General features: G+C 66.7%; 30 protein-coding genes. All 30 read right to left on the reverse strand.

Going from position 1 to position 20,395, the window contains the following annotated elements; translation table 11 throughout:
- The coding region (locus Q7P21_RS01535) for an AAA family ATPase (protein ID WP_304175420.1) at positions 1 to 515 on the reverse strand (515 nt) is incomplete at its 3' end.
- A 32-nt stretch (positions 516 to 547) separates the two neighbouring features.
- The gene (locus tag Q7P21_RS01540) at positions 548 to 2,245 is read right to left on the reverse strand and encodes a serine hydrolase (RefSeq protein ID WP_304175422.1); all 1,698 of its coding nucleotides are present in this window, start codon (positions 2,243 to 2,245) and stop codon (positions 548 to 550) included.
- A 77-nt stretch (positions 2,246 to 2,322) separates the two neighbouring features.
- Entirely contained in the window at positions 2,323 to 3,738 is a 1,416-nt protein-coding gene (locus Q7P21_RS01545; RefSeq protein ID WP_304175424.1) for a Do family serine endopeptidase, read from the reverse strand.
- A 61-nt stretch (positions 3,739 to 3,799) separates the two neighbouring features.
- A complete protein-coding gene (locus Q7P21_RS01550; RefSeq protein ID WP_304167487.1) occupies positions 3,800 to 5,068 on the reverse strand; it encodes an MFS transporter in 1,269 nt (422 codons plus the stop codon).
- A 188-nt stretch (positions 5,069 to 5,256) separates the two neighbouring features.
- Positions 5,257 to 6,537, reverse strand: a complete 1,281-nt coding sequence (locus Q7P21_RS01555) for a TCR/Tet family MFS transporter (protein WP_304167485.1) — start codon at positions 6,535 to 6,537, stop codon at positions 5,257 to 5,259.
- Positions 6,538 to 6,592: 55 nt separating this feature from the next.
- Positions 6,593 to 7,060, reverse strand: coding sequence for an SRPBCC family protein (locus Q7P21_RS01560; protein ID WP_304167483.1), 468 nt, complete (start codon positions 7,058 to 7,060; stop codon positions 6,593 to 6,595).
- Complete coding sequence (locus Q7P21_RS01565) at positions 7,057 to 7,389, reverse strand: helix-turn-helix transcriptional regulator (protein WP_304167481.1); 333 nt, start codon at positions 7,387 to 7,389, stop codon at positions 7,057 to 7,059. Before Q7P21_RS01565 ends, Q7P21_RS01560 begins: the two co-directional genes overlap by 4 nt.
- Positions 7,386 to 7,832 carry a VOC family protein gene (locus Q7P21_RS01570; RefSeq protein WP_304167479.1) on the reverse strand — a complete coding sequence of 149 codons (447 nt, stop codon included), beginning with the start codon at positions 7,830 to 7,832 and terminating at the stop codon, positions 7,386 to 7,388. The genes Q7P21_RS01565 and Q7P21_RS01570 overlap by 4 nt, the downstream gene beginning before the upstream one ends.
- The gene (locus Q7P21_RS01575) at positions 7,829 to 8,293 is read right to left on the reverse strand and encodes a VOC family protein (RefSeq protein WP_304167477.1); all 465 of its coding nucleotides are present in this window, start codon (positions 8,291 to 8,293) and stop codon (positions 7,829 to 7,831) included. Before Q7P21_RS01575 ends, Q7P21_RS01570 begins: the two co-directional genes overlap by 4 nt.
- Positions 8,294 to 8,363: 70 nt before the next feature.
- A complete protein-coding gene (locus Q7P21_RS01580; protein ID WP_304175426.1) occupies positions 8,364 to 8,816 on the reverse strand; it encodes a hypothetical protein in 453 nt (150 codons plus the stop codon).
- Positions 8,817 to 8,847: 31 nt separating this feature from the next.
- Positions 8,848 to 10,065 carry an ectonucleotide pyrophosphatase/phosphodiesterase gene (locus Q7P21_RS01585; RefSeq protein WP_304167472.1) on the reverse strand — a complete coding sequence of 406 codons (1,218 nt, stop codon included), beginning with the start codon at positions 10,063 to 10,065 and terminating at the stop codon, positions 8,848 to 8,850.
- 95 nt (positions 10,066 to 10,160) lie between these two features.
- On the reverse strand, positions 10,161 to 10,580 hold the full coding sequence (gene rplQ, locus Q7P21_RS01590) for a 50S ribosomal protein L17 (RefSeq protein ID WP_304167470.1): 420 nt from the start codon (positions 10,578 to 10,580) through the stop codon (positions 10,161 to 10,163).
- Between the two features lie 260 nt (positions 10,581 to 10,840).
- Positions 10,841 to 11,857 (reverse strand): DNA-directed RNA polymerase subunit alpha, encoded by a 1,017-nt coding sequence (locus tag Q7P21_RS01595; protein ID WP_304167468.1) that lies wholly within the window; start codon positions 11,855 to 11,857, stop codon positions 10,841 to 10,843.
- A 79-nt stretch (positions 11,858 to 11,936) separates the two neighbouring features.
- The gene (gene rpsK, locus Q7P21_RS01600) at positions 11,937 to 12,326 is read right to left on the reverse strand and encodes a 30S ribosomal protein S11 (RefSeq protein WP_242562628.1); all 390 of its coding nucleotides are present in this window, start codon (positions 12,324 to 12,326) and stop codon (positions 11,937 to 11,939) included.
- A gap of 12 nt (positions 12,327 to 12,338) precedes the next feature.
- Positions 12,339 to 12,707 (reverse strand): 30S ribosomal protein S13, encoded by a 369-nt coding sequence (gene rpsM / locus Q7P21_RS01605; protein ID WP_304167466.1) that lies wholly within the window; start codon positions 12,705 to 12,707, stop codon positions 12,339 to 12,341.
- Positions 12,708 to 13,010: 303 nt separating this feature from the next.
- On the reverse strand, positions 13,011 to 13,583 hold the full coding sequence (locus Q7P21_RS01610) for an adenylate kinase (RefSeq protein ID WP_304167465.1): 573 nt from the start codon (positions 13,581 to 13,583) through the stop codon (positions 13,011 to 13,013).
- A 65-nt stretch (positions 13,584 to 13,648) separates the two neighbouring features.
- Positions 13,649 to 14,998: a preprotein translocase subunit SecY gene (secY, locus tag Q7P21_RS01615; protein ID WP_304167464.1), complete on the reverse strand. Its 1,350-nt coding sequence runs from the start codon at positions 14,996 to 14,998 to the stop codon at positions 13,649 to 13,651.
- A 188-nt stretch (positions 14,999 to 15,186) separates the two neighbouring features.
- Positions 15,187 to 15,705 carry a 50S ribosomal protein L15 gene (gene rplO, locus Q7P21_RS01620; RefSeq protein WP_304167461.1) on the reverse strand — a complete coding sequence of 173 codons (519 nt, stop codon included), beginning with the start codon at positions 15,703 to 15,705 and terminating at the stop codon, positions 15,187 to 15,189.
- 127 nt (positions 15,706 to 15,832) lie between these two features.
- On the reverse strand, positions 15,833 to 16,012 hold the full coding sequence (gene rpmD / locus Q7P21_RS01625) for a 50S ribosomal protein L30 (RefSeq protein ID WP_304167459.1): 180 nt from the start codon (positions 16,010 to 16,012) through the stop codon (positions 15,833 to 15,835).
- A gap of 3 nt (positions 16,013 to 16,015) precedes the next feature.
- The gene (gene rpsE / locus Q7P21_RS01630; RefSeq protein WP_304167456.1) at positions 16,016 to 16,618 is read right to left on the reverse strand and encodes a 30S ribosomal protein S5; all 603 of its coding nucleotides are present in this window, start codon (positions 16,616 to 16,618) and stop codon (positions 16,016 to 16,018) included.
- 10 nt (positions 16,619 to 16,628) lie between these two features.
- A complete protein-coding gene (gene rplR / locus Q7P21_RS01635) occupies positions 16,629 to 16,985 on the reverse strand; it encodes a 50S ribosomal protein L18 (protein WP_304167453.1) in 357 nt (118 codons plus the stop codon).
- 3 nt (positions 16,986 to 16,988) lie between these two features.
- Positions 16,989 to 17,522 carry a 50S ribosomal protein L6 gene (rplF, locus tag Q7P21_RS01640; RefSeq protein ID WP_304167450.1) on the reverse strand — a complete coding sequence of 178 codons (534 nt, stop codon included), beginning with the start codon at positions 17,520 to 17,522 and terminating at the stop codon, positions 16,989 to 16,991.
- A gap of 2 nt (positions 17,523 to 17,524) precedes the next feature.
- Complete coding sequence (gene rpsH / locus Q7P21_RS01645; protein WP_304175428.1) at positions 17,525 to 17,920, reverse strand: 30S ribosomal protein S8; 396 nt, start codon at positions 17,918 to 17,920, stop codon at positions 17,525 to 17,527.
- A gap of 10 nt (positions 17,921 to 17,930) precedes the next feature.
- Complete coding sequence (rpsN, locus tag Q7P21_RS01650) at positions 17,931 to 18,236, reverse strand: 30S ribosomal protein S14 (RefSeq protein ID WP_304167446.1); 306 nt, start codon at positions 18,234 to 18,236, stop codon at positions 17,931 to 17,933.
- A 19-nt stretch (positions 18,237 to 18,255) separates the two neighbouring features.
- Positions 18,256 to 18,816, reverse strand: a complete 561-nt coding sequence (rplE, locus tag Q7P21_RS01655; RefSeq protein ID WP_304175430.1) for a 50S ribosomal protein L5 — start codon at positions 18,814 to 18,816, stop codon at positions 18,256 to 18,258.
- A complete protein-coding gene (gene rplX / locus Q7P21_RS01660) occupies positions 18,809 to 19,123 on the reverse strand; it encodes a 50S ribosomal protein L24 (RefSeq protein WP_304170285.1) in 315 nt (104 codons plus the stop codon). Before rplX ends, rplE begins: the two co-directional genes overlap by 8 nt.
- Positions 19,123 to 19,491 (reverse strand): 50S ribosomal protein L14, encoded by a 369-nt coding sequence (gene rplN / locus Q7P21_RS01665; RefSeq protein ID WP_056018090.1) that lies wholly within the window; start codon positions 19,489 to 19,491, stop codon positions 19,123 to 19,125. Before rplN ends, rplX begins: the two co-directional genes overlap by 1 nt.
- 14 nt (positions 19,492 to 19,505) lie before the next feature.
- Entirely contained in the window at positions 19,506 to 19,757 is a 252-nt protein-coding gene (gene rpsQ / locus Q7P21_RS01670; RefSeq protein ID WP_304170284.1) for a 30S ribosomal protein S17, read from the reverse strand.
- A 10-nt stretch (positions 19,758 to 19,767) separates the two neighbouring features.
- Positions 19,768 to 19,962, reverse strand: coding sequence for a 50S ribosomal protein L29 (gene rpmC / locus Q7P21_RS01675; RefSeq protein ID WP_304170283.1), 195 nt, complete (start codon positions 19,960 to 19,962; stop codon positions 19,768 to 19,770).
- Positions 19,962 to 20,393 carry a 50S ribosomal protein L16 gene (rplP, locus tag Q7P21_RS01680; RefSeq protein ID WP_242562614.1) on the reverse strand — a complete coding sequence of 144 codons (432 nt, stop codon included), beginning with the start codon at positions 20,391 to 20,393 and terminating at the stop codon, positions 19,962 to 19,964. Before rplP ends, rpmC begins: the two co-directional genes overlap by 1 nt.
- Positions 20,394 to 20,395 lie beyond the last annotated feature (2 nt).

Consider the following 20,395-nt stretch of genomic DNA (forward strand, 5'->3'; position numbering starts at 1 on the left):
AGCGCTTCGTCGTCCAGCCGCTTGAGCACGAAGACCTGGCAACGCGACAGGAGCGCCCCATTCAGTTCGAAGGACGGGTTCTCGGTGGTGGCGCCGACCAGGGTGACGATCCCCTCCTCCACGAAGGGCAGGAAGCCGTCCTGCTGGGCGCGGTTGAACCGGTGGATTTCATCGACGAACAACAGGGTCGACTGGCCGGCCGAGCGGCGCATGCGGGCCTGTTCAAAGGCCTTCTTCAGGTCGGCGACCCCGGAAAACACCGCCGACAGCTGCTGGAACTCATAGCCCGCCGCCTTGGCCAACAGCCGGGCGATGGTGGTCTTGCCGGTGCCGGGCGGCCCCCACAGGATCATCGAGGCCAGGCGCCTGGCCTCCGCCATGCGGCCGATCGGGCCCTCGGGACCCAGCAGGTGATCCTGGCCCACGACCTCGTCGAGCGTCCGCGGGCGCAGACGGTCGGCGAGCGGGGACGGCGCGTGGGGGGTCATCCCCGCAGCTTCGAAGAGGTCGGCCATCGGGGAGCCTTAGCAAATCGGCGAAGCGCGCGTTAGGTCCGGCGCAAATAGTCGACGCCGGACAGCACCAGCCGTTGCGGCCGCCCGCCCGCCATCGCCTCGAACCACAGACGCTCCGGTGACCAGTCGTCGTCGCCGACCCGGTAACCGCCACCGGGCAGCGGCGTCAGCAGCGTGCCCCCGTCCAGATAGAGCTTCTCCCCCTGGGCCAGGACATGGAACGATCCGCGCCAGGGATCGTCATTGCCATAGTGGCCCGTCAGGGCCTTGAGCGCCGGCGAGGTGGGCGGGGTGAAAGCCTGGCCCGAGCGGACATATTCCGTCTCGCCCCACCAGACCCGGGTCACCAGCTTGGCGGTCCGACGGAAGACCAGGGCGAAGGGCGTCGCGGCGGGATCGACGGCGATGAAGGCGTCCTCGTCGGCCAGCTCCATCTCGACCGCCTTGCCGGCCATGGTGGCGGTGACGCCGCGCGCCGAGGCCGCAACCTCCAGCGCCACGCCCTTGGCGTCGACATAGCGACCCAGCACGTCGGGGGTGTCCGGCGTCTTATGCGGAACCGGGGTGGGCTTGGGGGCGGGACGGGGCTCCACCACGGCTCGCAACCGGGCGCAGGCAAAGGCGGTCAGTTCCCGGGGGCGATAGCCCATCAAGCCGACATTGGTGCTGGCGAAGGCGCCGACCCCGGCGATGGGGTCGATGTGGATCGCCGAATTGAACGACAGCATGCCGCCGGTGTGGTGCAGCAGGGGGCGATCCTCGACCGGCACGACCGCCAGGCCATTGGCGTATTTGGCCCCCTTCACCGCCCAGCCGGGCGCGTCGATGCTCGGCGTGCAGAACCGGGCCGCAGCGGCGTCGGACAACAGCGGCGCGCCATGGCCGGACCCGGCCGCAATCAGGTAGCGGGCATAGCGGGCCATGTCGGCGGCGGTCGAGGCCACGCAGCCCGAGCCCTCGGTCATGTCGGTCCAGGGACCAGGGCCCAGGGGGCCGGCGCGGGGGAAGGACCGGTCGGCGTAGAACGGCGCGTAGCTGGCCGCATAGAGCGCCCGATCGCCGGTCAGGATCGCCGGCTTGGTCGCCGTCATGCCGAGCGGGGTCAGGATCTCGGCCTGCAGATAGTCGGCGAAGGGCCGCCCCGAAATCCGCTCCACCAGATGCGACAGGAGTGCGAAGCCGAGGTTGGAATAGGACCAGTGGGTCCCGGGCGCGAAGCCGCGCCACAGCCGCCCGTCCCCGCCACGCGGGAACATCGGCGCGTCATCCGGCAGGCCGGAGCCGTGGTTCAGCAGGCTCTGGACCGTGGTCGGCCCGTCGCTGGGCAGCGGCAGGTCGGGGAGCAGATCGCGGACATCGGCATCCAGGCTGAGCTTGCCGGCTTCCATCAGCTTGAACACGCAGAGCGCCGTGAACGACTTGGAGATCGAGCCCACCTGGAACAGCTGGTCCGGGCTGATCGGCGCCCGACGATCTGCGTCGCCGTGGCCATAGCGCATGAAGGCGGTCAGGCCGTCTGGCCCGACCACCGAAAGCGTCAGGCCCGGCAGGCCGTAGGCGCTCATGTGCTGAGCGCCATAGGCCGCGATCTCGTCCAGCGCTTCGGCGAAGCGGCCGGGCTGACCGCCGGCGACGGTGACCGCGACCTGGGTCTGGGCCTCCGCCGGCCTGGCCAGGGCGGCGCCCGCCGCCAAGCCCAAGCCTACGACCGCGCGCCTGTTGATCCGCATGCCCTGCTCCCCCGTCCCCACTGGAATGATGCAGTTGGGACGGGGACGCGGCGCGAGGCAAGGCCGCGTTTGGGCGCCTAGGTGCGGAAGTTGCCGGTGATCTCCTGGCCCTCGCGAACGATGGTCACCTGCCACTGGCCGCCGCCCGCGCTGAGCGCGCCGGTCAGTTCGCCGACCGTGGCGATGTCGCGGCCATTCACCCGCTTGATCACATCGCCCGGGCGCAGTCCGGCGTTCATGGCGAAGCCCCGGCCGATATTGATCACCATCACCCCCTTGGCGGCGAAGGGATCGATGCCGAGTTCGTCGGCCACCGCCGGCGAGACATTGACCACGGTGGCGCCATCGAAGGGATTGCGACCGGTCAGCAGCTTCTCGTCACGCGGCGGCGTGGCGGGAGCCGCCTCGGCCTTCAGGATCAGAGCTTGCTCGCCCGCGCCGCGATGGATGCCGAGCTTGAGGGCCTGGCCCGGGCGGCTGGAGCCGACCACGTAGCTGACGGCGGCGGCGTCGGCCACCGACTTGCCATCGACCGAGACGATCACGTCGCCCTGGCGCAGCCCGGCCCGGGCGGCCGGGCCGTTGGGCCAGAGGTCCGCGACCAGGGCGCCTTGGGGGATCGGCAGGCCCAGGCTCTTGGCGATGTCTGGGGTCACGGTCTGGGTGCGGGCGCCCAACCACGGACGGACCAGGGCGTGGCCGCCGCCAGCCGCGGTCTCGACGATGCGGCGGACCATGGCCGCCGGAATGGCGAAGCCCACCCCGGCCGAGGAGCCTGAGCGGGACAGGATGAAGCTGTTCACCCCGATCAGGTCGCCGTCCATGTCGACCAGGGCGCCGCCGGAATTGCCGGGATTGATGGCCGCATCGGTCTGGATATAGGCGTTGCCGGCGTCGCCATTGGGGTCGGTCGAGCGGTTCAACGCCGAGATGATGCCATTGGTCACCGTCTGGCCGACGCCGAAGGGATCGCCGATGGCCAGGACCAGGTCGCCGACCTGGGTCTCGCCGCTGTCGTCGATGGCCAGCGTCGGCAGGCGCTCGGCCCCGACATCGATCTTCAGCACCGCCAGGTCGACCCGGGGGTCGGCCAGCAGCACCTTGGCCGGAAATTCGCGCCGATCGGCCAGGCCCACCGTGATGTCCTGGCTGCCTTCGATGACGTGGTTGTTGGTGATGATGATCCCGTCGGCGCGGACCAGGACACCGGAGCCCAGCGAGCCCTCGACCCGCTCGCGCGGGGCGCCCATGCCGAACAGCTGCCAGAAGGGATCGGCCTGCTGGCGCACCACCCGCTTGGCGGAGATGTTGACCACGGCGGGGGCCGCCTTCTTCACCACGGGCGCGAAGGAGACCTTCAAGGTCGCGGCGTCGCCGGGCGCCGCCCGGGTCGGCTGGGCGAGCGGCGGGATCTGGGCGTTGGACCGGGCCGAGGGATCCGAGCAGGCCGCCAGCAGGACCAGGGCCGGGATCAGGAGGCGGTGAGCGCGCATGAAGTCTCCGATAGGTGGACCCGAAAAACAGCCGAGGTTTCGGGCGCAATGATGGCGGGGGCTAGGCCGGATCAGGGGCCCCTGCGCTCTCGCGCGTGAAGAACAGCACCAGCAGGCCGGCGATCAAGCTCAACGCCCCGCCGACCAGTATGGTTACGCCGGACCAGGCCGGCCCCCGGCCGGCGGCGATGGCCAGGGCGAAGATCTGGGTGAAGGCGATGGGACCGAACAGGCCGGTGAGGCTGGATATGCCGCCCATGGCCCCCTGCAGGCGTCCCTGTTCGTCCGGCTCGACCTTGGCCGTCATCATGGCCTGCAAGGCCGGGCCGGCGATGTTGGCCAGGGTCATCGGGATATTGGCGATCCAGAACAGCACCCCGGTGGGCGCCAGGCCGCAGGCGAGGAAGCCGATCACCTGGGCGACCAGGCCGGCCAGCAGGGTCCTGCGTTCGCCGATCCAGGTGACGGCGCGGCCGGAAAGCTGGCTGGTGACCACGATATTGACCGCCGCGAGCGCGCTGCAGAACACCCCGAGCGCCAGAGGATCCCAGGCGTAGCGGTAGGCCGTGTAGAGCACGAAGACGCTGTTCATGGCGAACATGGCGAACCACAGCAGCAAGAGCGCCAGGGCCAGGACCGGCAGTCCCGGACGCGACACCAGCAGACCCAGAGCCCCGATCGGATTGGCCTTGGCCCAGCGCATGGGCGCGCGCCGGTCGCGCGGCAGGGATTCCGGCAAGACCAGCAGGCCATAGAGGCCGTTGCCCAGGGCGACGGCGGCGGCCAGCCAGAACGGCGCGCGCGGGTTCCAGGCGCCCATCAGGCCGCCCAGCGCCGGGCCCAGGATCACCCCGGTCCAGGCCGCGGCGTTCAGCCAGCCATAGCTCTTGGCCCGATCTTCCTGCGGGGTGATGTCGGCCACATAGGCCATGGCCGCGCCCTGGGCGCCGGCAGTCAGGCCGCAGAGGATGCGGCCGACCAACAGCCAGGCCAGCGTCGGGGCGAGCGCCATGATCGCCAGATCGAGGCTGAGGCCGAAGATCGAGATCAGGATCACCGGCCGGCGGCCGAAGCGGTCTGACAACATGCCGATCACCGGCGCGGCGAAGAACTGGGCCACCGACCAGGCGGCGACCAGCACCCCCACCCAGCGGGCGGCGGAGGAGACCTGGCCGCCGACCAGCCCCTCGACCAGCCGGGGCAGGACCGGGAACACCATCGAATGGGACACCACGTCCAGGCAGATGGTGATGGCGATGAAGGGCAGCCCGGCCTGGCGGACGGCCGCGCGCGCGGTCTCGCCCGGGGCGGAAATCGGATCATGAGTCATGGGAGACACTCGACGCGCCCGCGCGAAGGGCGCGGGCGGAGCGGAATTCGGAAGGGGCGAAGGGGTCTGGCCGGGCGTCACGCGCCGGCGGGCCCCGTGCTTAGGCCGCCATGGTCCCGTCTGTCGTCGTCATTTCCATCGCGTGATCCTATCCGCCCATCTGGTTGTGGCAAGCCCGAAAGCGCCCTCTAGGCGAGGGCGGCGGCGGGCTCCAGGGGACGACCCACTTTCACCGCCAGGAAGAAGGCGGTCAGCATCAGGCTCGACGAGATGAAGATCGGCAGGCCGGGCGCATGCAGGGTGGCGTCATGCAGCACGGCGTAGGTGAAGGCGCCATTGAACACCAGCGGGCCCAGGATCGAGGCGATGCCCTGCAGGCTCTGGTTGGCGCCCTGGAGGCGGCCCTGCTCCTGCGGCCCCACCCGGCGCGTCATCAGCCCCTGGAGCCCCGGCTGCACGAAATTGATCAGGGCGAAGACAGGCGCCGCGGCCACATAGGCCCAGCCATTGGGAGCGAAGCCGTAGAGGGCGAAGCCAAGCGCCCCGCCGAGCGTACCCAGCAGCAGCGAACCGCGCTCACCGATCCGGCCGACGACCGGTCCGACCAGACGGGTCTGGACGAGAATGCCAAGCAGGCCGGTCAGCAGCAGGGTCAAGCCGACGATGTCGCTGCCCCAATGATAGCGATAGCCGGCATAGAGCACGAAGATCGACGGCAGGACGGTGTGGGAGATCTGGAACAGGAACCCGGTCGTCGCCAGCCCCAGCAGCGACCCGTGCGCCTTCAGGAAGCCCAGCGACCCGACGGGATTGGCCCGCGCCCAGTCGAACCGGGTCATCCGACGCTCCACCGGCAGGGACTCCGGCAGGATGAAATAGCCATAGAGCCAGTTGATCGCGGTCAGGACGCCGGCGACCAGGAACGGCAGCCGCAGGGCGAAATTCCCGATCAGGTGCTGCATCGCCCCGCCGGCCAGGAAGCCGCCCATGACGGGGCCGATCAGGAAGCCGAAACTGAACGCCGCCCCCATCATGCCGAAGGTCTTGGCCCGAGCCTCCGGTGCGGTGACGTCGGCGACATAGGCGTTGGCGGTGGAGAAGCTGGCGGCGGTCGCCCCATTGATGATCCGGCCGATGAACAGCCAGGCCAGGGTCGGCGCGAAGGTCATGAACACGAAGTCGATCGCCAGACCGAAGAACGAGATCAGCAGCACCGGCCGCCGCCCGATCCGGTCCGACAACATGCCGAGGATCGGGCCGCAGAAGAACTGCATCAGCCCCCAGGAGACCGAGAACACCATGCTGATCTCCGACGCGTGGGCGGTGTCGCCGCCGACGAACGACTTGATCAGGTTGGGCAGCACCGGGATCATGATGCCGAACGACACCGCGTTCATCAGGGCGCAGACGAAGATGAAGCGGAAGGCGGCGTTGCGCCCGCCGGGCGTGGCCGGATCGGATTGAGTCATGGTCGGGGTCCCCTCACGCGCAACATGAAACAAAGCAAGAACTCTGACAAGCCGGTCACTGAGCCGCGTCGCCCAGGCCGGTTAGCAGGTCGCGCCACCATTCGGCCAGCCGCATGCCGAGCGCCTGGTCCGGGAATCCATGGCGGGCGACATTGTCGCGGGGGACCTGGTCGAAGCCGCGATGCTCGACGCTGACCCGGGTCTCCTCGCCCACCGCCTCGAACCGCACCTCGACTTCGGTCGTCAGGTCCGGCGGAAAGCTGGCCTGGCGCCAGGAAAACACCAGGCGCTCCGGCGGCGCCCAGGCCAGGATGCGGCCGATCTCGAACACCTTGCCATTGGCGAGCGTCTCGGTGAGTCGACCGCCCTCTCCCGCCTCGAAGGCCAGGCGGCCCGGTGGGCGCGGCGTGGTCGCAAACAGCATGTTCGGTCGCCACCAGGCGCCGATCTCGCCGACGAAGGCCTCGAAGGCGCGCTCGCGGGAGGCCTTCACCCGCAGGGCGACGAAGACCTTGGAACTCACGCCTGGCGCTCGACATGGGCCTTGAAGGCCAGCAGCTGCTCACTCCACAGCCGTTCGGACTCTTCCAGCCAGCGCAGCAGATGGATCATGGGTTCAGGCCTCAGGGCATAGACACGGACACGGGCGTCGAAGGCGGGGTGGCTGTCCTCCACCAGGCCTGAGTCCTTCAGGGCCTTGAGGTGACGGCTCATCGCCGGGGCTGGCACCCCAACCTCGCGGGCGAGGTCCCCGGCGGCGCGGGGACCGCGCGCCAGCAGATCCACCACCTGGCGACGGCAGGGATCGGCCAGGGCCGCCAAGGTGCGGTCGAGAGCGAGGGCCGCGGTCATTCCCAGCCGGTGATCTTGAGACCCGTTATCGCCTCGGCCTCCTCGCGGCTGACCTGCTTGACGGCTTGGGACACCGTCCAGATGTGGCCCTCCGGATCGCGGCAGCGATAGGTCCGCGCGCCATAGAACTGGGTTTCCGGCTCGACCAGGATCACGCCGCCCGCCCGCCGCGCCCGTTCGCAATGGGCGTCGACGTCCTCGTCGATATTGACGTGCACGGCCTGGGTGTTGCGACCTCCGACCGAGGCCGGGCTCTGGTGGTCCGCCGACCATTCCGATCCGATCATCACCCGGCTATCGCCAAAGGCCATCTGGGAATGGGCGACATTGCCTTCGGCGTCTTCCAGCAGCATGACCAACTCGAAGCCCATGGCCTCAGCCAACCAGGCCAGGGCCGCGCGGGGATCGCGATAGAACAGGGCCGAACTCAGACTGCGGGTCATGATGGGCGCTCCAGCTGGGTGGTGATGTCGTGGCCCGTCGCCTCGGCCATCTGGGCCGCCGACAGGACGACCAGGGTCTGGCCGAAGGACCAGGGGTGATCCTCAGGATCGAAGCAGGTGTAGACCCGGTCCCCATAGGCCTGGGTCTCCGGTTCGCGGGCGATGCGGGCGCCGGCCGCCCGGGCCCGCTCGCAATGGGCGTCGAGGCCGTCGGGCAGTTGCACGTGGACCGATTGGGTGGAGCGTCCGCCGAACTGGCTCGGGCTGACCGCATGGTCCCGCGGCGGGCCGACCAACATGACCAGGCCGCCCCGGAAGCCCAGCTCGGAATGCGCCACCCCGCCCTGGCCGTCATCGACGATCATCAGGGGCTCGAACCCGAAGGCCCGTTCCAGCCAGGCGATGGCCGCGCGGGGGTCGCGATACCAGATCACCGGGACGATGGCGGAACGTTCGGTCATCTTGGCCACCTCCCCGGCAGGCGCACTTCATTTCATCTTGCGATAATATTTCTTCAATTATGCAACTATGTCAACCCGCCCGGCGTGGGCGTTGTTTCGCCGACACCGACTGGATGATCAGCCGGCTGGGCTGACGGGCGTCTATGGGCGGATCGGCCCGGGTCAGGGCCTGGTCCATCAGGGCGCGGACGCGGGGATCGTCCAAACTCTGAGCCCCTTCGAGCACGATGTGGCGCACCCGGCTCCCCTCGCCCCTCAGCAGGCCATCGGGATCGTTGAGCCCGATGCCCCGGGCGAAGAACAGGCTGACCCAGCGGGGATAGACGGCGATGGAGAACACCAGGCCCGCCTGCTTGTCCGTGGCCCCGAAGCCGACGGCCAGGGCGTTGTAGTTGTCGTAGACCAGGATGATCGCCCCGGGCAGCCGCCGGCGCATCTCCGCGATCGCCAGCCGAGCCTGGATCGCCGTAGCGTCGGCGTATTTGGCGATGAAGCCTTCCAGGCGGGTCTCGGCGCCGTCCATGGCGCCAGCATGCCCCCTGGCCGGCCGCCCCTCAATGGGTGAGCGCGGCCTGCAGGGGGGCGAGATCGCCGTCGCCCTTCAGGGGCGTCACCCCGACCAGCCGGGCCAATAGCGGATAGACATCGACATTGTCGAAGACCGGCAACACCACCCCCGGCTTGAAGTCTGGCCCCGCCGCCACGAACAGCGCCCGCATCGTCGGGTCATAGGGATCGAAGCCATGGGCGCCCTTGTAGACCATGGGGTGCTTGGCCTGGCCGGCATGGGTCTCGAGCATCCACCCCGTCTGCGCCACGCAGACAATGGGCGGGATCCGGGGATGGGTTCCGAAGTGCAGATGGACCGGCAGGCGCGCCTTGGGCCAGCAGGTGAAGTGCGGGTGGCGGCCGATCACGGCGCGCCGGACCTCGGCCTCTTGGCCCGCCGCCGGGAACAGCTCAATGGAGGATCCCATGGTGATGATGTTCAGGCTCTCTGCCGGAGCGACGTCATCGATATAGGCGATGCGGTCCTTGGAGACCGGCGCCATGCCATGGTCGGCGACCACCACGATGTTCGCGGCGAGCCCGCGATCCTTGAGCCCGGCGACCAGGCGGCCGATCTGGGCGTCGACGCGCCCCGCCGCCTGCTCGACCTCGCGACTATCCGGCCCGAAATAGTGGCCGGCCGTGTCGACGTCGTCGAAATAGAGGGTGATGAAGCTGGGCCGTTCCGCTGGCGGGCGATCGACCCAGGCCAGGACCTGGTCCACCCGCGCCGGGGCCAGGACAGCCTGGTTGAACATCAGCCAGTCGTGGGGGCGCACGCCCTGGACATCGAGGTCCGAGCCCGGCCAGAACATGGTCGCGGTGCGGAGGCCCGCCTGCTCGGCCGTCACCCAGATCGGCGTGCCGCCATCCCACCAGAAGCGGTCCCAGGCGATGCCCTTGGCCCCCATCCGGAAGGTCTGTCCCGGCCGCGTGGCGTCGACCATCACATTGTCCACCAACCCGTGATGGTCGGGCCTCAGACCGGTCACCAGCGTGTAGTGATTGGGATAGGTCAGCGAGGGGAAGGACGGCCGCATGCCGGCCTTGGCGCGGACGCCGCCGGCTGCAAGCGCGCTGAGCGCCGGGGTCACACCCCGGTCCAGATAGTCGGCCCGGAAGCCGTCGATGGAGATCAGCAGGGTCAGGGGCCGATCCGCCGCGAAGGCCGGAGCGCCAACCAGGCACAACAGGGCGCCCAGGGCGCAGAGGAGCTTGTTCATCACCCCTGATCTAACGCGCTTCCATGACGGACTGAAAACGCAAAAGCCCCGGACATCGCTGTCCGGGGCTCTGAAAATTCGCGAGGCTGGAAGCCCTATTCGTCGTCGAAGCCGCCGGAGACCTGGACCGGACCGGAGTCCTTGCCCTTTTCCGACGGATCACGGTCGACGAACTCGATCACGGCGACGGCCGCGTTGTCGCCATAGCGATAGCCGGCCTTCAGGACGCGGCAATAGCCGCCCATGCGGTCCTTGTAGCGCGGACCCAGCACGGCGAAGAGCTTACCGACCTGTTCGACGTCACGCACCGTGCTGATCGCCTGGCGACGCGCATGCAGGTCGCCGCGCTTGGCCAGGGTGATCAGCTTCTCGACCACGGGCCGGAGCTCCTTGGCCTTGGGCAGGGTGGTCACGATCTGCTCGTGCTTGATCAGGCTCGCCGCCATATTGGCGAACATCGCGGTGCGGTGGGCGCTGGTGCGACCCAGTTTGCGGTGGGCTTTTCCGTGACGCATATAAAATCTCCAGAGCCCTTCGGCCCGCTTTGAGGCCCCCGATATCCACGGGAGCGCTCCAACCTGATCAATCCCAAACAGCTCCCGCTTGGGTCAACACGATGCGCCGGGGCCCTTCACCGCTGGTGCGGCTTCATCAGGCCCAGACCGCCGAAGCAGCCCGGAGTCGGCGCGGGGAGCACGTTAGGCGGAAATGTTCCGCCGCCCGAACCTGCTCCGACTTCTAGATCCAAAATCTGCTGCGCAGATTTTGGGCCGTATTACATCTGGTCTTCGAACTTCTTGGCCAGTTCTTCGATGTTCTCGGGCGGCCAGTTCGGCACGTCCATGCCGAGATGCAGGTTCATGCCCGCGAGCACTTCCTTGATCTCGTTCAGCGACTTGCGTCCGAAGTTCGGGGTGCGGAGCATCTCCGCCTCGGTCTTCTGGATCAGGTCGCCGATATAGACGATGTTGTCGTTCTTCAGGCAGTTGGCCGAACGGACCGAGAGCTCGAGCTCGTCGACCTTCTTCAGCAGCGCCGGGTTGAACGGCAGTTCCGGCTTGGCTTCGCCTTCGACCTTCTTCTTCGGCTCTTCGAAGGTGATGAAGATCTGCAGCTGGTCCTGCAGGATGCGGGCGGCGTAGGCCACGGCGTCCACCGGCGAAACGGCGCCGTTGGTCTCCACTTCCATGATCAGCTTGTCGTAGTCGAGGCTCTGGCCCTGACGGGTCGGCTCGACACGATAGGCGACGCGCTTGACCGGCGAATAGAGGCTGTCCACGGCGATCAGGCCGATGGGCGCGTCTTCCGGACGGTTCAGTTCGGCGGGCACATAACCCTTGCCGTTCTGCACGGTGAACTCCATGCGCACGGTGGCGCCGTCGTCCAGGGTGCAGAGCACGTGGTCGGGGTTCAGGATCTCGATGTCGCCGCCGGACTCAATCTGGCCGGCCGTAACAGCGCCGGGGCCCGTGGCGCGCAGGGTCATGCGCTTGGGGCCTTCGGCGTGCATGCGCAGCGCCATCTGCTTGATGTTCAGGACGATGTCGACGACGTCTTCGCGGACGCCTTCAAGCGAGGAGAATTCGTGCACCACACCATCGATCTGCACGGCCGTCACAGCGGCGCCTTGCAGCGAGGATAGGAGAACACGACGCAGGCTGTTGCCCAGCGTCACGCCGAAGCCGCGCTCGAGAGGTTCGGCCACCAGACGCGCCTTGCGGTTCGCGTCTTGGCCGGTCTCGATCATCGGCTTCTCGGGACGGATGAGCTCGTTCCAGTTTCTTTCGATCACGGATGGATGTCCCTCGAACGCAGGATCGCCGGACGCGGCTTACGCGGTCCGGCGCATGGGGATAGCAGTACTTCGGTACTCAGACGCGCCGGCGCTTGGGCGGCCGGCAGCCGTTGTGCGGAATGGGGGTCACGTCACGAATGGTCGTGATGGTCATACCCACCGACTGCAGCGCGCGAAGAGCGGACTCACGTCCCGAACCCGGGCCGGAAACGTTGACTTCCAGCGTCTTCACGCCATGCTCGGCGGCCTTCTTGCCGGCGTCTTCCGCGGCCATCTGGGCGGCGTAGGGCGTCGACTTCCGGGAACCCTTGAAGCCCATCATGCCGGCCGAGGACCACGAGATCGTGTTCCCTTGCGCGTCGGTGATGGTGATCATGGTGTTGTTGAACGAGGCGTTCACGTGCGCCACGCCCGAGGTGATGTTCTTGCGTTCGCGCTTTTTGACGCGAGCCGGTTCTTTGGCCATCGCTGAGCTCTCTTACTTCTTCTTGCCGGCGATCGGCTTAGCCGGACCCTTGCGGGTGCGGGCGTTGGTGTGCGTGCGCTGACCGCGGACCGGAAGGCCCTTGCGGTGACGCAGGCCGCGGTAGCAGGCCAGGTCCATCAGACGCTTGATGTTGACCGCCGTCTCGCGACGCAGGTCCCCTTCGACGGTGAAGTCACGGTCGATGGTTTCGCGAATCTGCAGCACCTCAGCATCGGTCAGCTGATTGACGCGACGAGCGTCCTCGATGCCAACCTTGTCCACGATCTGGCGGGCCTTAGCCTGGCCGATGCCATGGATGTACTGAAGCGCGATGACGACGCGCTTGTTAGTCGGAATGTTTACGCCGGCGATACGGGCCACGTCGTGTATTCTCCTGGTCACGCAGAGATGCGCGAACGACGCCCCGGCCCCTGCATCCCTGACGGGAAGGCCAGCGCGGCGATCGCGCGTTTCGCGGAAGCGGCCCGTTATAGGGATCGTTACGCTTCCGTCAATGCCCGGTTTAACGAATTTTACTCCCCGCAAAGGCCCTTGCGGGGCCTGGCCGGGGAAATTCGGCGAACCGGTCTTCATCTTCGGGCCGGCACGCCCCCCGAAGGGGCCGCGACGTCCGTAAAACCCGTCCACGCCCGGGGGCATGGAGCGATTCGTCAGCCCAGGCCCCTAAGCCTGAAGCCTGACCAGCGCCTGGTCGATCCCGCCGGCCACCGACTCGATCGAGCCCATGCCGTCCAGTTCGACCAGTTTGCCCTGGTCCTTGTAGTAGGGCAGCAGCGGCGCGGTCTGGGCGTTATAGGCGCCCAGCCGAACCTTGAAGCTGTCCGGATTGTCGTCCGGCCGGCCCGACTCCGCGAAGCGCCCAGCGATCCGGGTCATCAACGCCTCGTCGTCCACCTTCAGTCGCAGCACCACATCGATCTTGGCGCCGCGCTTGGCGAGCATCGCGTCCAGCGCCTCAGCCTGAGCCAGGGTGCGCGGGAACCCGTCGAAGATCGCGCCGCCTGCAGCCTCGGCCTCTGGCAGGCGCTCTTCGATGAGCGCGATGACAATCTCGTCCGTCACCAGCTCGCCGCGCTGCATCACGCCCTCTACCCGCTTGCCGAGCTCGGAGCCCGAGGCGATGGCGGCGCGCAGCATGTCACCGGTCGAGAGCTGGACCATCTTGCGGTCCTCCACCAGACGCTTGGCCTGGGTGCCCTTCCCCGCCGCTGGCGGTCCGAACAGGATCAAATTCATAGTGGTCTTATCCCTCCCCGCCGGTCATCCCCATGACCGGTTGAACCGCGGCCAGGCGTCTGAAATTAACGCCCGCGCACCCCGCGCAGCTTCGACTTCTTGATCAGGCCCTCATACTGGTGGGCCAGAAGGTGCGATTGAATCTGAGTGACCGTATCCATGGTCACGCTCACCACGATCAGGATCGAGGTGCCGCCCAGATAGAAGGGCGCGTGAAAGGCGCTGATGAAGATCTCCGGCACCAGGCAGACCACGGTGATGTAGACCGCGCCGATGACCGTCAGGCGGGTCAGGACAAAGTCCAGATACTCCGCCGTCCGCTTACCCGGGCGAATCCCCGGCAGGAAGCCGCCGTACTTGCGCAGGTTCTCCGCCGTGTCCTCCGGATTGAAGACGACCGAGGTGTAGAAGAAACAGAAGAAGATGATCAGGGCCGCGTACAGCACCATGAACAGCGGCTGTCCGTGCTGCAGCTTGCCGACCACGGTCGGCAGCCACTGAAGCTGGCTTGGCAGATTGGCCGCGGTCAGGAAGCTCAAGGCCGTCGTCGGCAAGAGCAGCAGCGACGAGGCGAAGATTGGCGGGATGACGCCGGAGGTGTTGACCTTCAGCGGCAGGAACGAGGTGTCGCCGCCGAACATCCGATTGCCCTGCTGGCGCTTCGGATATTGCACCAGGAGCCGGCGCTGCGAGCGTTCCATGAAGACGATGGACAGGATGGCCGCGACTGCGACCACCAGGATGGCGAGACCGCCGAAGGTGGACATCTGGCCGGTGCGCATGACGGTCAGCAACTGCCACACACCGGTGGGCAGATTGGCGACGATGCCGGCGAAGATGATCAGGGACACGCCGTTGCCGACGCCACGGCTGGTGATCTGCTCGCCCAGCCACATCAGGAACAGGGTGCCGCCGGTCAGGGTGATGACCGTGGAGACCACGAAGAACAGGCCCGGATTGACCACCAGGCCCGGGCTGGCCTGCAGCCCCGTGGCGATGGCGAAGGACTGCAGCAAGGCCAGGACCACAGTCAGGTAGCGGGTATATTGGTTGAGCGTCTTGCGCCCCGCCTCCCCGCCTTCCTTGCGCATCTTCTCCCACGGCGGATAGACCGTGCCGAGCAGCTGGACGATGATCGAGGCGGAGATATAGGGGCCGACGTTCAGGGAAAAGATCGCCATGCGCTGCACGGCGCCGCCCGAGAACATGTTGAACATGCCCAGGATGCCCTTGGACTGCCCCTCGAACACCCGGGAGAAGGCTTCGATGTCGATGCCGGGGATCGGGATATAGGTCCCGAGCCGATAGACGATCATCGCGATGAGCGTGAACCAGATACGCTTGTGAAGCTCCGTCGCCTTTTGAAAGGCGCCGAAGTTCATATTGGCTGCGAGCTGTTCGGCGGCCGAAGCCATGCAAGTCCCCGAGCGTTTAAGACTGGTCGTACATAGGGTGTCTGACAGGCTCTGTCAGCCCTTCCCTCCCCCTTGTGGGAAGGGACTGGCCAGCGCGCCGGCCAAGGTGGGGTTCGGCCGGACCGAGCCCCCACCCCTCAGGCGCGCCGCGCCATCCACCCTCCCCACGAGGGAGAGGGTGTTTGGCCTCAGGCCTCGGCCTTGACCTTCTTCTGCAGCTTGCCCTTGGGCGCGTCGCTCTCGACCGGCATGGTCGTGGTGACCGTGCCGCCGGCGGCTTCCACGGCGGCCTTGGCCCCGGCGGAGGCCGAATAGACCGTGATGTTGATCTTGGTCTTGATCTCGCCCTTGCCCAGCAGACGGACGCCGTCGCGTTCGCGACGGATCACGCCGGCGGCCAGCAGGGCGGCGGCGTCGATCGGCTTCTTGGCGTCGAGCTTGCCGGCGGCGAAGGCCTGCTCCAGACGCCACAGGTTCACTTCCGCGAACTCGAGGGCGAAGGGATTGTTGAAGCCGCGCTTGGGCATGCGCATGTGCAGCGGCATCTGACCGCCTTCGAAGCCGGCGATGGCGACGCCGGAGCGCGCCTTCTGGCCCTTCACACCGCGACCGGCGGTCTTGCCCTTGCCCGAACCCGGGCCGCGACCGACGCGCATGCGGTTCTTGGTGGAGCCCGGCGCCGGGGCGAGTTCATTGAGCTTGGTCATGGGATGCCTCTCCTTGGAGATCTGTCGCCGGGGGCCCGCCCCCGACTCGGCTGATGTAAAAACGAATGGCCCGGAACCCCGGGCCGATGCGCGAACAGGGGCGGCGTCTCCGCCGCCCCTTGAGGCCTTAGCCTTCGAGCACTTCCACCAGATGGTGGACCTTGGCGATCATGCCGCGCACGGAGGGGGTGTCCTCCAGGATCGCGGTGCGACCAATCTTGTTCAGGCCCAGACCCGCGAGAGTCGCGCGCTGGTCCTTGGTCCGGCGAATGGGGCTCGCCGTCTGACGAACGGTGACCTTAGCCATGACTTATTCTCCGTCGGTGGCGACCGGAGCGCCGTCAGCCTTGCGGCCCAGCACGTCGGCGACCTTCTTGCCACGCTTGTTGGCGACCTGGCGGGGCGAAGACTGAGCCTTCAGCGCCTCAAAGGTCGCGCGCACCATGTTGTAGGGATTGGACGAGCCGACTGACTTGCCGACCACGTCCTGGACGCCCAGGGTTTCGAGCACGGCGCGCATCGGACCGCCGGCGATCACGCCGGTGCCGGCGGGCGCCGCACGGACCATGACCTTGCCAGCGCCCCAACGGCCCTTGCCGTCGTGGTGCAGGGTGCGGCTCTCGCGGAGCGGCACACGGATCATCGACTTCTTGGCTTCTTCGGTCGCCTTGCGGATGGCTTCCGGCACTTCACGCGCCTTGCCATGACCGAAGCCGACGCGGCCCTTCTGGTCGCCGACGATCATCAGGGCGGCGAACGAGAAACGACGGCCACCCTTCACAGTCGCGGCAACGCGGTTGATGTGCACCAGCTTCTCGACGATGTCGCTGTCGGCGCGCTCTTCCTGCGGGGCGTTCCGGTCCCGGCCCCGGCGTTGACCGCCTTCGCCGCGTTGTTCGTTTCCACGAGCCATTGGATTACCCCTAGAAATTCAAGCCGGCTTCGCGCGCGGCGTCAGCCAGCGCCTTCACCCGGCCGTGATAGATGTAGCCGCCACGATCGAAGACGACGTCCTTGACGCCTTTTTCAATCGCGCGCTGGGCGACGAGAGCGCCGACGCGAGCGGCGGCGTCCTTGTCGGAACCCTTGGTCTTGCCTTCGCCCTCGAGGGACGAGGCCGAGGCCAGGGTCACGCCGTTCGCATCATCGATGACCTGGGCGTAGATGTTCTTGTCCGAACGGAACACCGACAGACGCGGACGGCCATTCGACAGCTTGCGAAGGCGGATCCGGTTGCGCTCGGCGCGGCGCTTGGACGTTTCACGAGGAGTAAGAGCCATGGCCTACTTCTTCTTGCCTTCCTTGCGACGCACCTTCTCGCCCGCGTAGCGCACGCCCTTGCCCTTGTAGGGCTCCGGCGGGCGGATACGACGGATGCGCGCGGCGATCTCGCCGACCGCCTGCTTGTCGATGCCGCTGATCTTGATTTCAGTCTGCTTCGGCACGGCGAAGGCGATGCCTTCGGGCGGAGGAACGTCCACCTCGTGGCTGAAGCCCAGCTGCATGGAGAGCGCATTGCCCTTCATCGCCGCGCGATAGCCGACGCCGACCAGCTCGAGGGTCTCCTCATAGCCCTGGGTGACCCCATGGACCATGTTGGCGACCAGCGTGCGGGACAGACCCCACATGGCCTGAGCACGCGTGTTCTCGACACGCTTGGACAGCACCAGCTCGGCGCCCTCCTGCTTGACCTCGATTTCTTCGGCCACGGTCCAGGCGAGTTCCCCCTTGGGGCCCTTCACCGACACCGTTTGGCCGGAGATGGTGACCGTAACCCCGGTGGGGACGGCGACCGCCTTCTTTCCGATCCGCGACATCTCTAATAGACCCGGCAGAGGACTTCGCCGCCCACGTTCGCATCGCGCGCCGCGGAGTCGGACATGACGCCCTTGGGCGTCGACAGGATCGAGATACCCAGGCCGTTCTTAACCGGCTTCAGGTCCGCGATCGACGAATAGACGCGACGGCCCGGCTTCGAGACGCGGCTGATCTCGACGATGACGGGCTGGCCGTCAAAGTACTTCAGCTCGATCTCGAATTCCGGGAAGGCGCCGGGCTTTTCCACCAGGTGGTAGCCGCGGATGTAGCCTTCCTCGGCCAGCACATCGAGGACGCGCGCGCGCATCTTCGAGGCCGGGGTCATGACTTTCGAACGGCCACGGGTGGCGGCGTTCTTGATGCGGGCGATCATATCGCCAACGGGGTCGTTCACCATGGGACCCTCCTCACCAGCTCGATTTCACGAGGCCGGGGATCAGCCCGTGCGAACCGAGTTCGCGCAGGGAGATCCGGCTCATCTTCAGCTTACGATAATAGGCGCGCGGACGGCCCGTGATCTCGCACCGGTTACGGATGCGGGTCTTGGACGAATTCCGCGGCAGTTCCGCGAGCTTCAGCCGGGCTTCGAAGCGCTCCTCGAGGGGCAGCTTCTCGTCGTTGGCGATGTCCTTGAGCGACTCGCGCTTGGAGGCGTATTGCGCGACGAGACGCTTGACCATCTCGTTGCGGTTGACGGCGCTTTTCTTGGCCATTTTGCTTTCCTTCCCGCCCTTAAGCTTGAACGAACGGGAACTGGAATTCCTTGAGAAGCGCGCGCGCTTCGTCGTCGGTCTTCGCAGTCGTGGCGACGATGATGTCCATGCCCCACATTTGATCGATCTGGTCGTAGTTGATCTCGGGGAACACGATGTGCTCCTTCAGACCCATGGCGTAGTTGCCACGACCGTCGAACGAGGTGGGCTTCAGGCCCCGGAAGTCCTTCACCCGCGGGAGAGCGATGGTGATCAGACGGTCCAGGAATTCGTACATGCGGTCCTTGCGAAGGGTCACCTTCGCGCCGATCACCATGCCTTCGCGCAGCTTGAAGCCGGCGATGGAATTGCGCGCGCGGGTGGCGACCGGCTTCTGGCCGGCGATGGCCGTCAGATCCGCGATGGCCGTTTGGACCTTCTTGGTATCGTTGACCGCCTCACCGATCCCCATGTTCAGGACAATCTTGTCCAGCTTGGGGATCTGCATCTCGTTGGTGTAGCCGAACTGTTCCTTCATCACCGCGCGGATGCGCTGGCGATATTCGGACTTCAGTCGGGGCTCGTAAGCTTGCTCAGCCATTGATCACCTCGCCGGTCGTCTTAGCGACACGAACCTTCTTGTCGCCTTCGACACGGAAACCGACGCGGGTCGGCTTACCCTTGGAATCGACGATCGCCACGTTGGACACGTGAAGCGCCGCTTCCTTGCTCTTGATGCCGCCTTGCGGATCGGCCTGGGTCGGACGGGTGTGACGCTGAACCAGGTTCAGGCCTTCCACGACCAGGCGGTCTTCCTTGGGCAGGACCTTCAGGACATTGCCTTGGCGGCCCTTGTCCTTTCCGGCGAGGATCACGACGCGATCCCCCTTTTTGATCTTCGCGGCCATTACAGCACCTCGGGCGCGAGGGAGATGATCTTCATGTGGTTCTTCGCGCGCAGTTCACGGGGAACCGGGCCGAAAATCCGCGTGCCGATCGGCTCGCTCTGCTTGTTCACGATGACGGCGGCGTTCTTATCGAAACGGATCACCGAACCGTCCTTGCGCTTGATCGCGGAGGACGTGCGCACGACGATGGCTTGAAGGACGTCGCCCTTCTTCACCCGGCCGCGCGGAATGGCTTCCTTGACGGAGACGACGATCTTGTCGCCCACGCCGGCGTAACGACGGCCAGCGCCGCCGAGCACCTTGATGCACATCACACGACGCGCGCCGGAATTGTCGGCGACTTCGAGGTTAGTCTGCATCTGGATCATGGATCAGACCTTCCTTACGAGCCCTGGACCGCGGCTGCCTTAGGCAGCGCTTCCCAGGTCTTGGTTTTCGATTTCGGCGCGCATTCGATGATGCGGGCGATCTCGCCGGCCTTGTAGGCATTGGCTTCGTCGTGCGCGTGGTACTTCTTCGACCGACGGACGGTCTTCTTAAGCACCGGATGCAGGAAGGTCCGTTCGACCTTCACGACGATGGTCTTGTCACCCTTGTCGGAGACGACCACGCCTTCGAGAATTCGTTTCGGCATTTGGGTCTCCTTAGGCCGCGGACTGCTTGGCGCGCAGGACGGTCTTGATCCGGGCGATGTCCTTGCGGACCTCGCTCGAACGGTGGGTCTTCTCGACCTGGCCCGTCGCGGCCTGGAAACGCAGGTTGAACTGCTCTTTCTTCAGGCTCAGCAGGGTGTCGCCGAGTTGGTCGGGCGTCATGCCCCGGATGTCATCAATCTTCATCACGCGTGCTCCGCAACAGCGGCGTCGATGCGGGTGACGATACGCGTCTTCACCGGAAGCTTGGCCGCGCCGAGGCGCAGGGCTTCACGGGCCACATCGTCCGGCACGCCGTCGATTTCGAACATGATCCGACCGGGGTGAACCCGGGCGGCCCAGTACTCAACCGCGCCCTTACCCTTACCCATCCGAACTTCGGCGGGCTTGTCGGTGACAGGAACGTCCGGGAAGATCCGGATCCACACGCGACCTTGGCGCTTCATCTGGCGAGTGATCGCCCGACGAGCCGCTTCGATCTGACGCGCGGTGATGCGTTCAGGCTCGACCGACTTCAGGCCGTGAGACCCGAAGTTCAGGGAGAAGCCGCCCTTGGCGACCCCGTGGATCTTGCCCTTGAACTGCTTGCGGTACTTGGTTTTCTTAGGTGAAAGCATGG

It is taken from the genome of Phenylobacterium aquaticum, assembly GCF_947378715.1.
Classification (GTDB): domain Bacteria; phylum Pseudomonadota; class Alphaproteobacteria; order Caulobacterales; family Caulobacteraceae; genus Phenylobacterium; species Phenylobacterium aquaticum_A.

Excerpts from the sequence above, each read along its gene's own strand:
- Q7P21_RS01550 (WP_304167487.1), bottom strand. The coding sequence starts at position 5,068 with ATGACTCATGATCCGATTTCCGCCCCGGGCGAGACCGCGCGCGCGGCC.
- rplQ (WP_304167470.1), bottom strand. The coding sequence starts at position 10,580 with ATGCGTCACGGAAAAGCCCACCGCAAACTGGGTCGCACCAGCGCCCAC.
- rpsK (WP_242562628.1), bottom strand. The coding sequence starts at position 12,326 with ATGGCCAAAGAACCGGCTCGCGTCAAAAAGCGCGAACGCAAGAACATC.
- rpmC (WP_304170283.1), bottom strand. The coding sequence starts at position 19,962 with ATGAAGATTGATGACATCCGGGGCATGACGCCCGACCAACTCGGCGAC.
- Q7P21_RS01555 (WP_304167485.1), bottom strand. The coding sequence starts at position 6,537 with ATGACTCAATCCGATCCGGCCACGCCCGGCGGGCGCAACGCCGCCTTC.
- Q7P21_RS01565 (WP_304167481.1), bottom strand. The coding sequence starts at position 7,389 with ATGACCGCGGCCCTCGCTCTCGACCGCACCTTGGCGGCCCTGGCCGAT.
- rplR (WP_304167453.1), bottom strand. The coding sequence starts at position 16,985 with ATGGCTCTTACTCCTCGTGAAACGTCCAAGCGCCGCGCCGAGCGCAAC.
- Q7P21_RS01585 (WP_304167472.1), bottom strand. The coding sequence starts at position 10,065 with ATGAACAAGCTCCTCTGCGCCCTGGGCGCCCTGTTGTGCCTGGTTGGC.
- rplN (WP_056018090.1), bottom strand. The coding sequence starts at position 19,491 with ATGATCCAGATGCAGACTAACCTCGAAGTCGCCGACAATTCCGGCGCG.
- Q7P21_RS01610 (WP_304167465.1), bottom strand. The coding sequence starts at position 13,583 with ATGAATTTGATCCTGTTCGGACCGCCAGCGGCGGGGAAGGGCACCCAG.
- rpsQ (WP_304170284.1), bottom strand. The coding sequence starts at position 19,757 with ATGCCGAAACGAATTCTCGAAGGCGTGGTCGTCTCCGACAAGGGTGAC.
- Q7P21_RS01540 (WP_304175422.1), bottom strand. The coding sequence starts at position 2,245 with ATGCGGATCAACAGGCGCGCGGTCGTAGGCTTGGGCTTGGCGGCGGGC.
- rplF (WP_304167450.1), bottom strand. The coding sequence starts at position 17,522 with ATGTCGCGGATCGGAAAGAAGGCGGTCGCCGTCCCCACCGGGGTTACG.
- rpmD (WP_304167459.1), bottom strand. The coding sequence starts at position 16,012 with ATGGCTAAGGTCACCGTTCGTCAGACGGCGAGCCCCATTCGCCGGACC.
- Q7P21_RS01570 (WP_304167479.1), bottom strand. The coding sequence starts at position 7,832 with ATGACCCGCAGTCTGAGTTCGGCCCTGTTCTATCGCGATCCCCGCGCG.
- rplE (WP_304175430.1), bottom strand. The coding sequence starts at position 18,816 with ATGGCTGAGCAAGCTTACGAGCCCCGACTGAAGTCCGAATATCGCCAG.
- rplO (WP_304167461.1), bottom strand. The coding sequence starts at position 15,705 with ATGACCAAGCTCAATGAACTCGCCCCGGCGCCGGGCTCCACCAAGAAC.
- rplP (WP_242562614.1), bottom strand. The coding sequence starts at position 20,393 with ATGCTTTCACCTAAGAAAACCAAGTACCGCAAGCAGTTCAAGGGCAAG.
- Q7P21_RS01575 (WP_304167477.1), bottom strand. The coding sequence starts at position 8,293 with ATGACCGAACGTTCCGCCATCGTCCCGGTGATCTGGTATCGCGACCCC.
- secY (WP_304167464.1), bottom strand. The coding sequence starts at position 14,998 with ATGGCTTCGGCCGCCGAACAGCTCGCAGCCAATATGAACTTCGGCGCC.
- rpsN (WP_304167446.1), bottom strand. The coding sequence starts at position 18,236 with ATGGCCAAGAAAAGCGCCGTCAACCGCAACGAGATGGTCAAGCGTCTC.
- Q7P21_RS01545 (WP_304175424.1), bottom strand. The coding sequence starts at position 3,738 with ATGCGCGCTCACCGCCTCCTGATCCCGGCCCTGGTCCTGCTGGCGGCC.
- rpsH (WP_304175428.1), bottom strand. The coding sequence starts at position 17,920 with ATGGTGAACGACCCCGTTGGCGATATGATCGCCCGCATCAAGAACGCC.
- Q7P21_RS01580 (WP_304175426.1), bottom strand. The coding sequence starts at position 8,816 with ATGGACGGCGCCGAGACCCGCCTGGAAGGCTTCATCGCCAAATACGCC.
- rpsE (WP_304167456.1), bottom strand. The coding sequence starts at position 16,618 with ATGGCTCGTGGAAACGAACAACGCGGCGAAGGCGGTCAACGCCGGGGC.
- rplX (WP_304170285.1), bottom strand. The coding sequence starts at position 19,123 with ATGGCCGCGAAGATCAAAAAGGGGGATCGCGTCGTGATCCTCGCCGGA.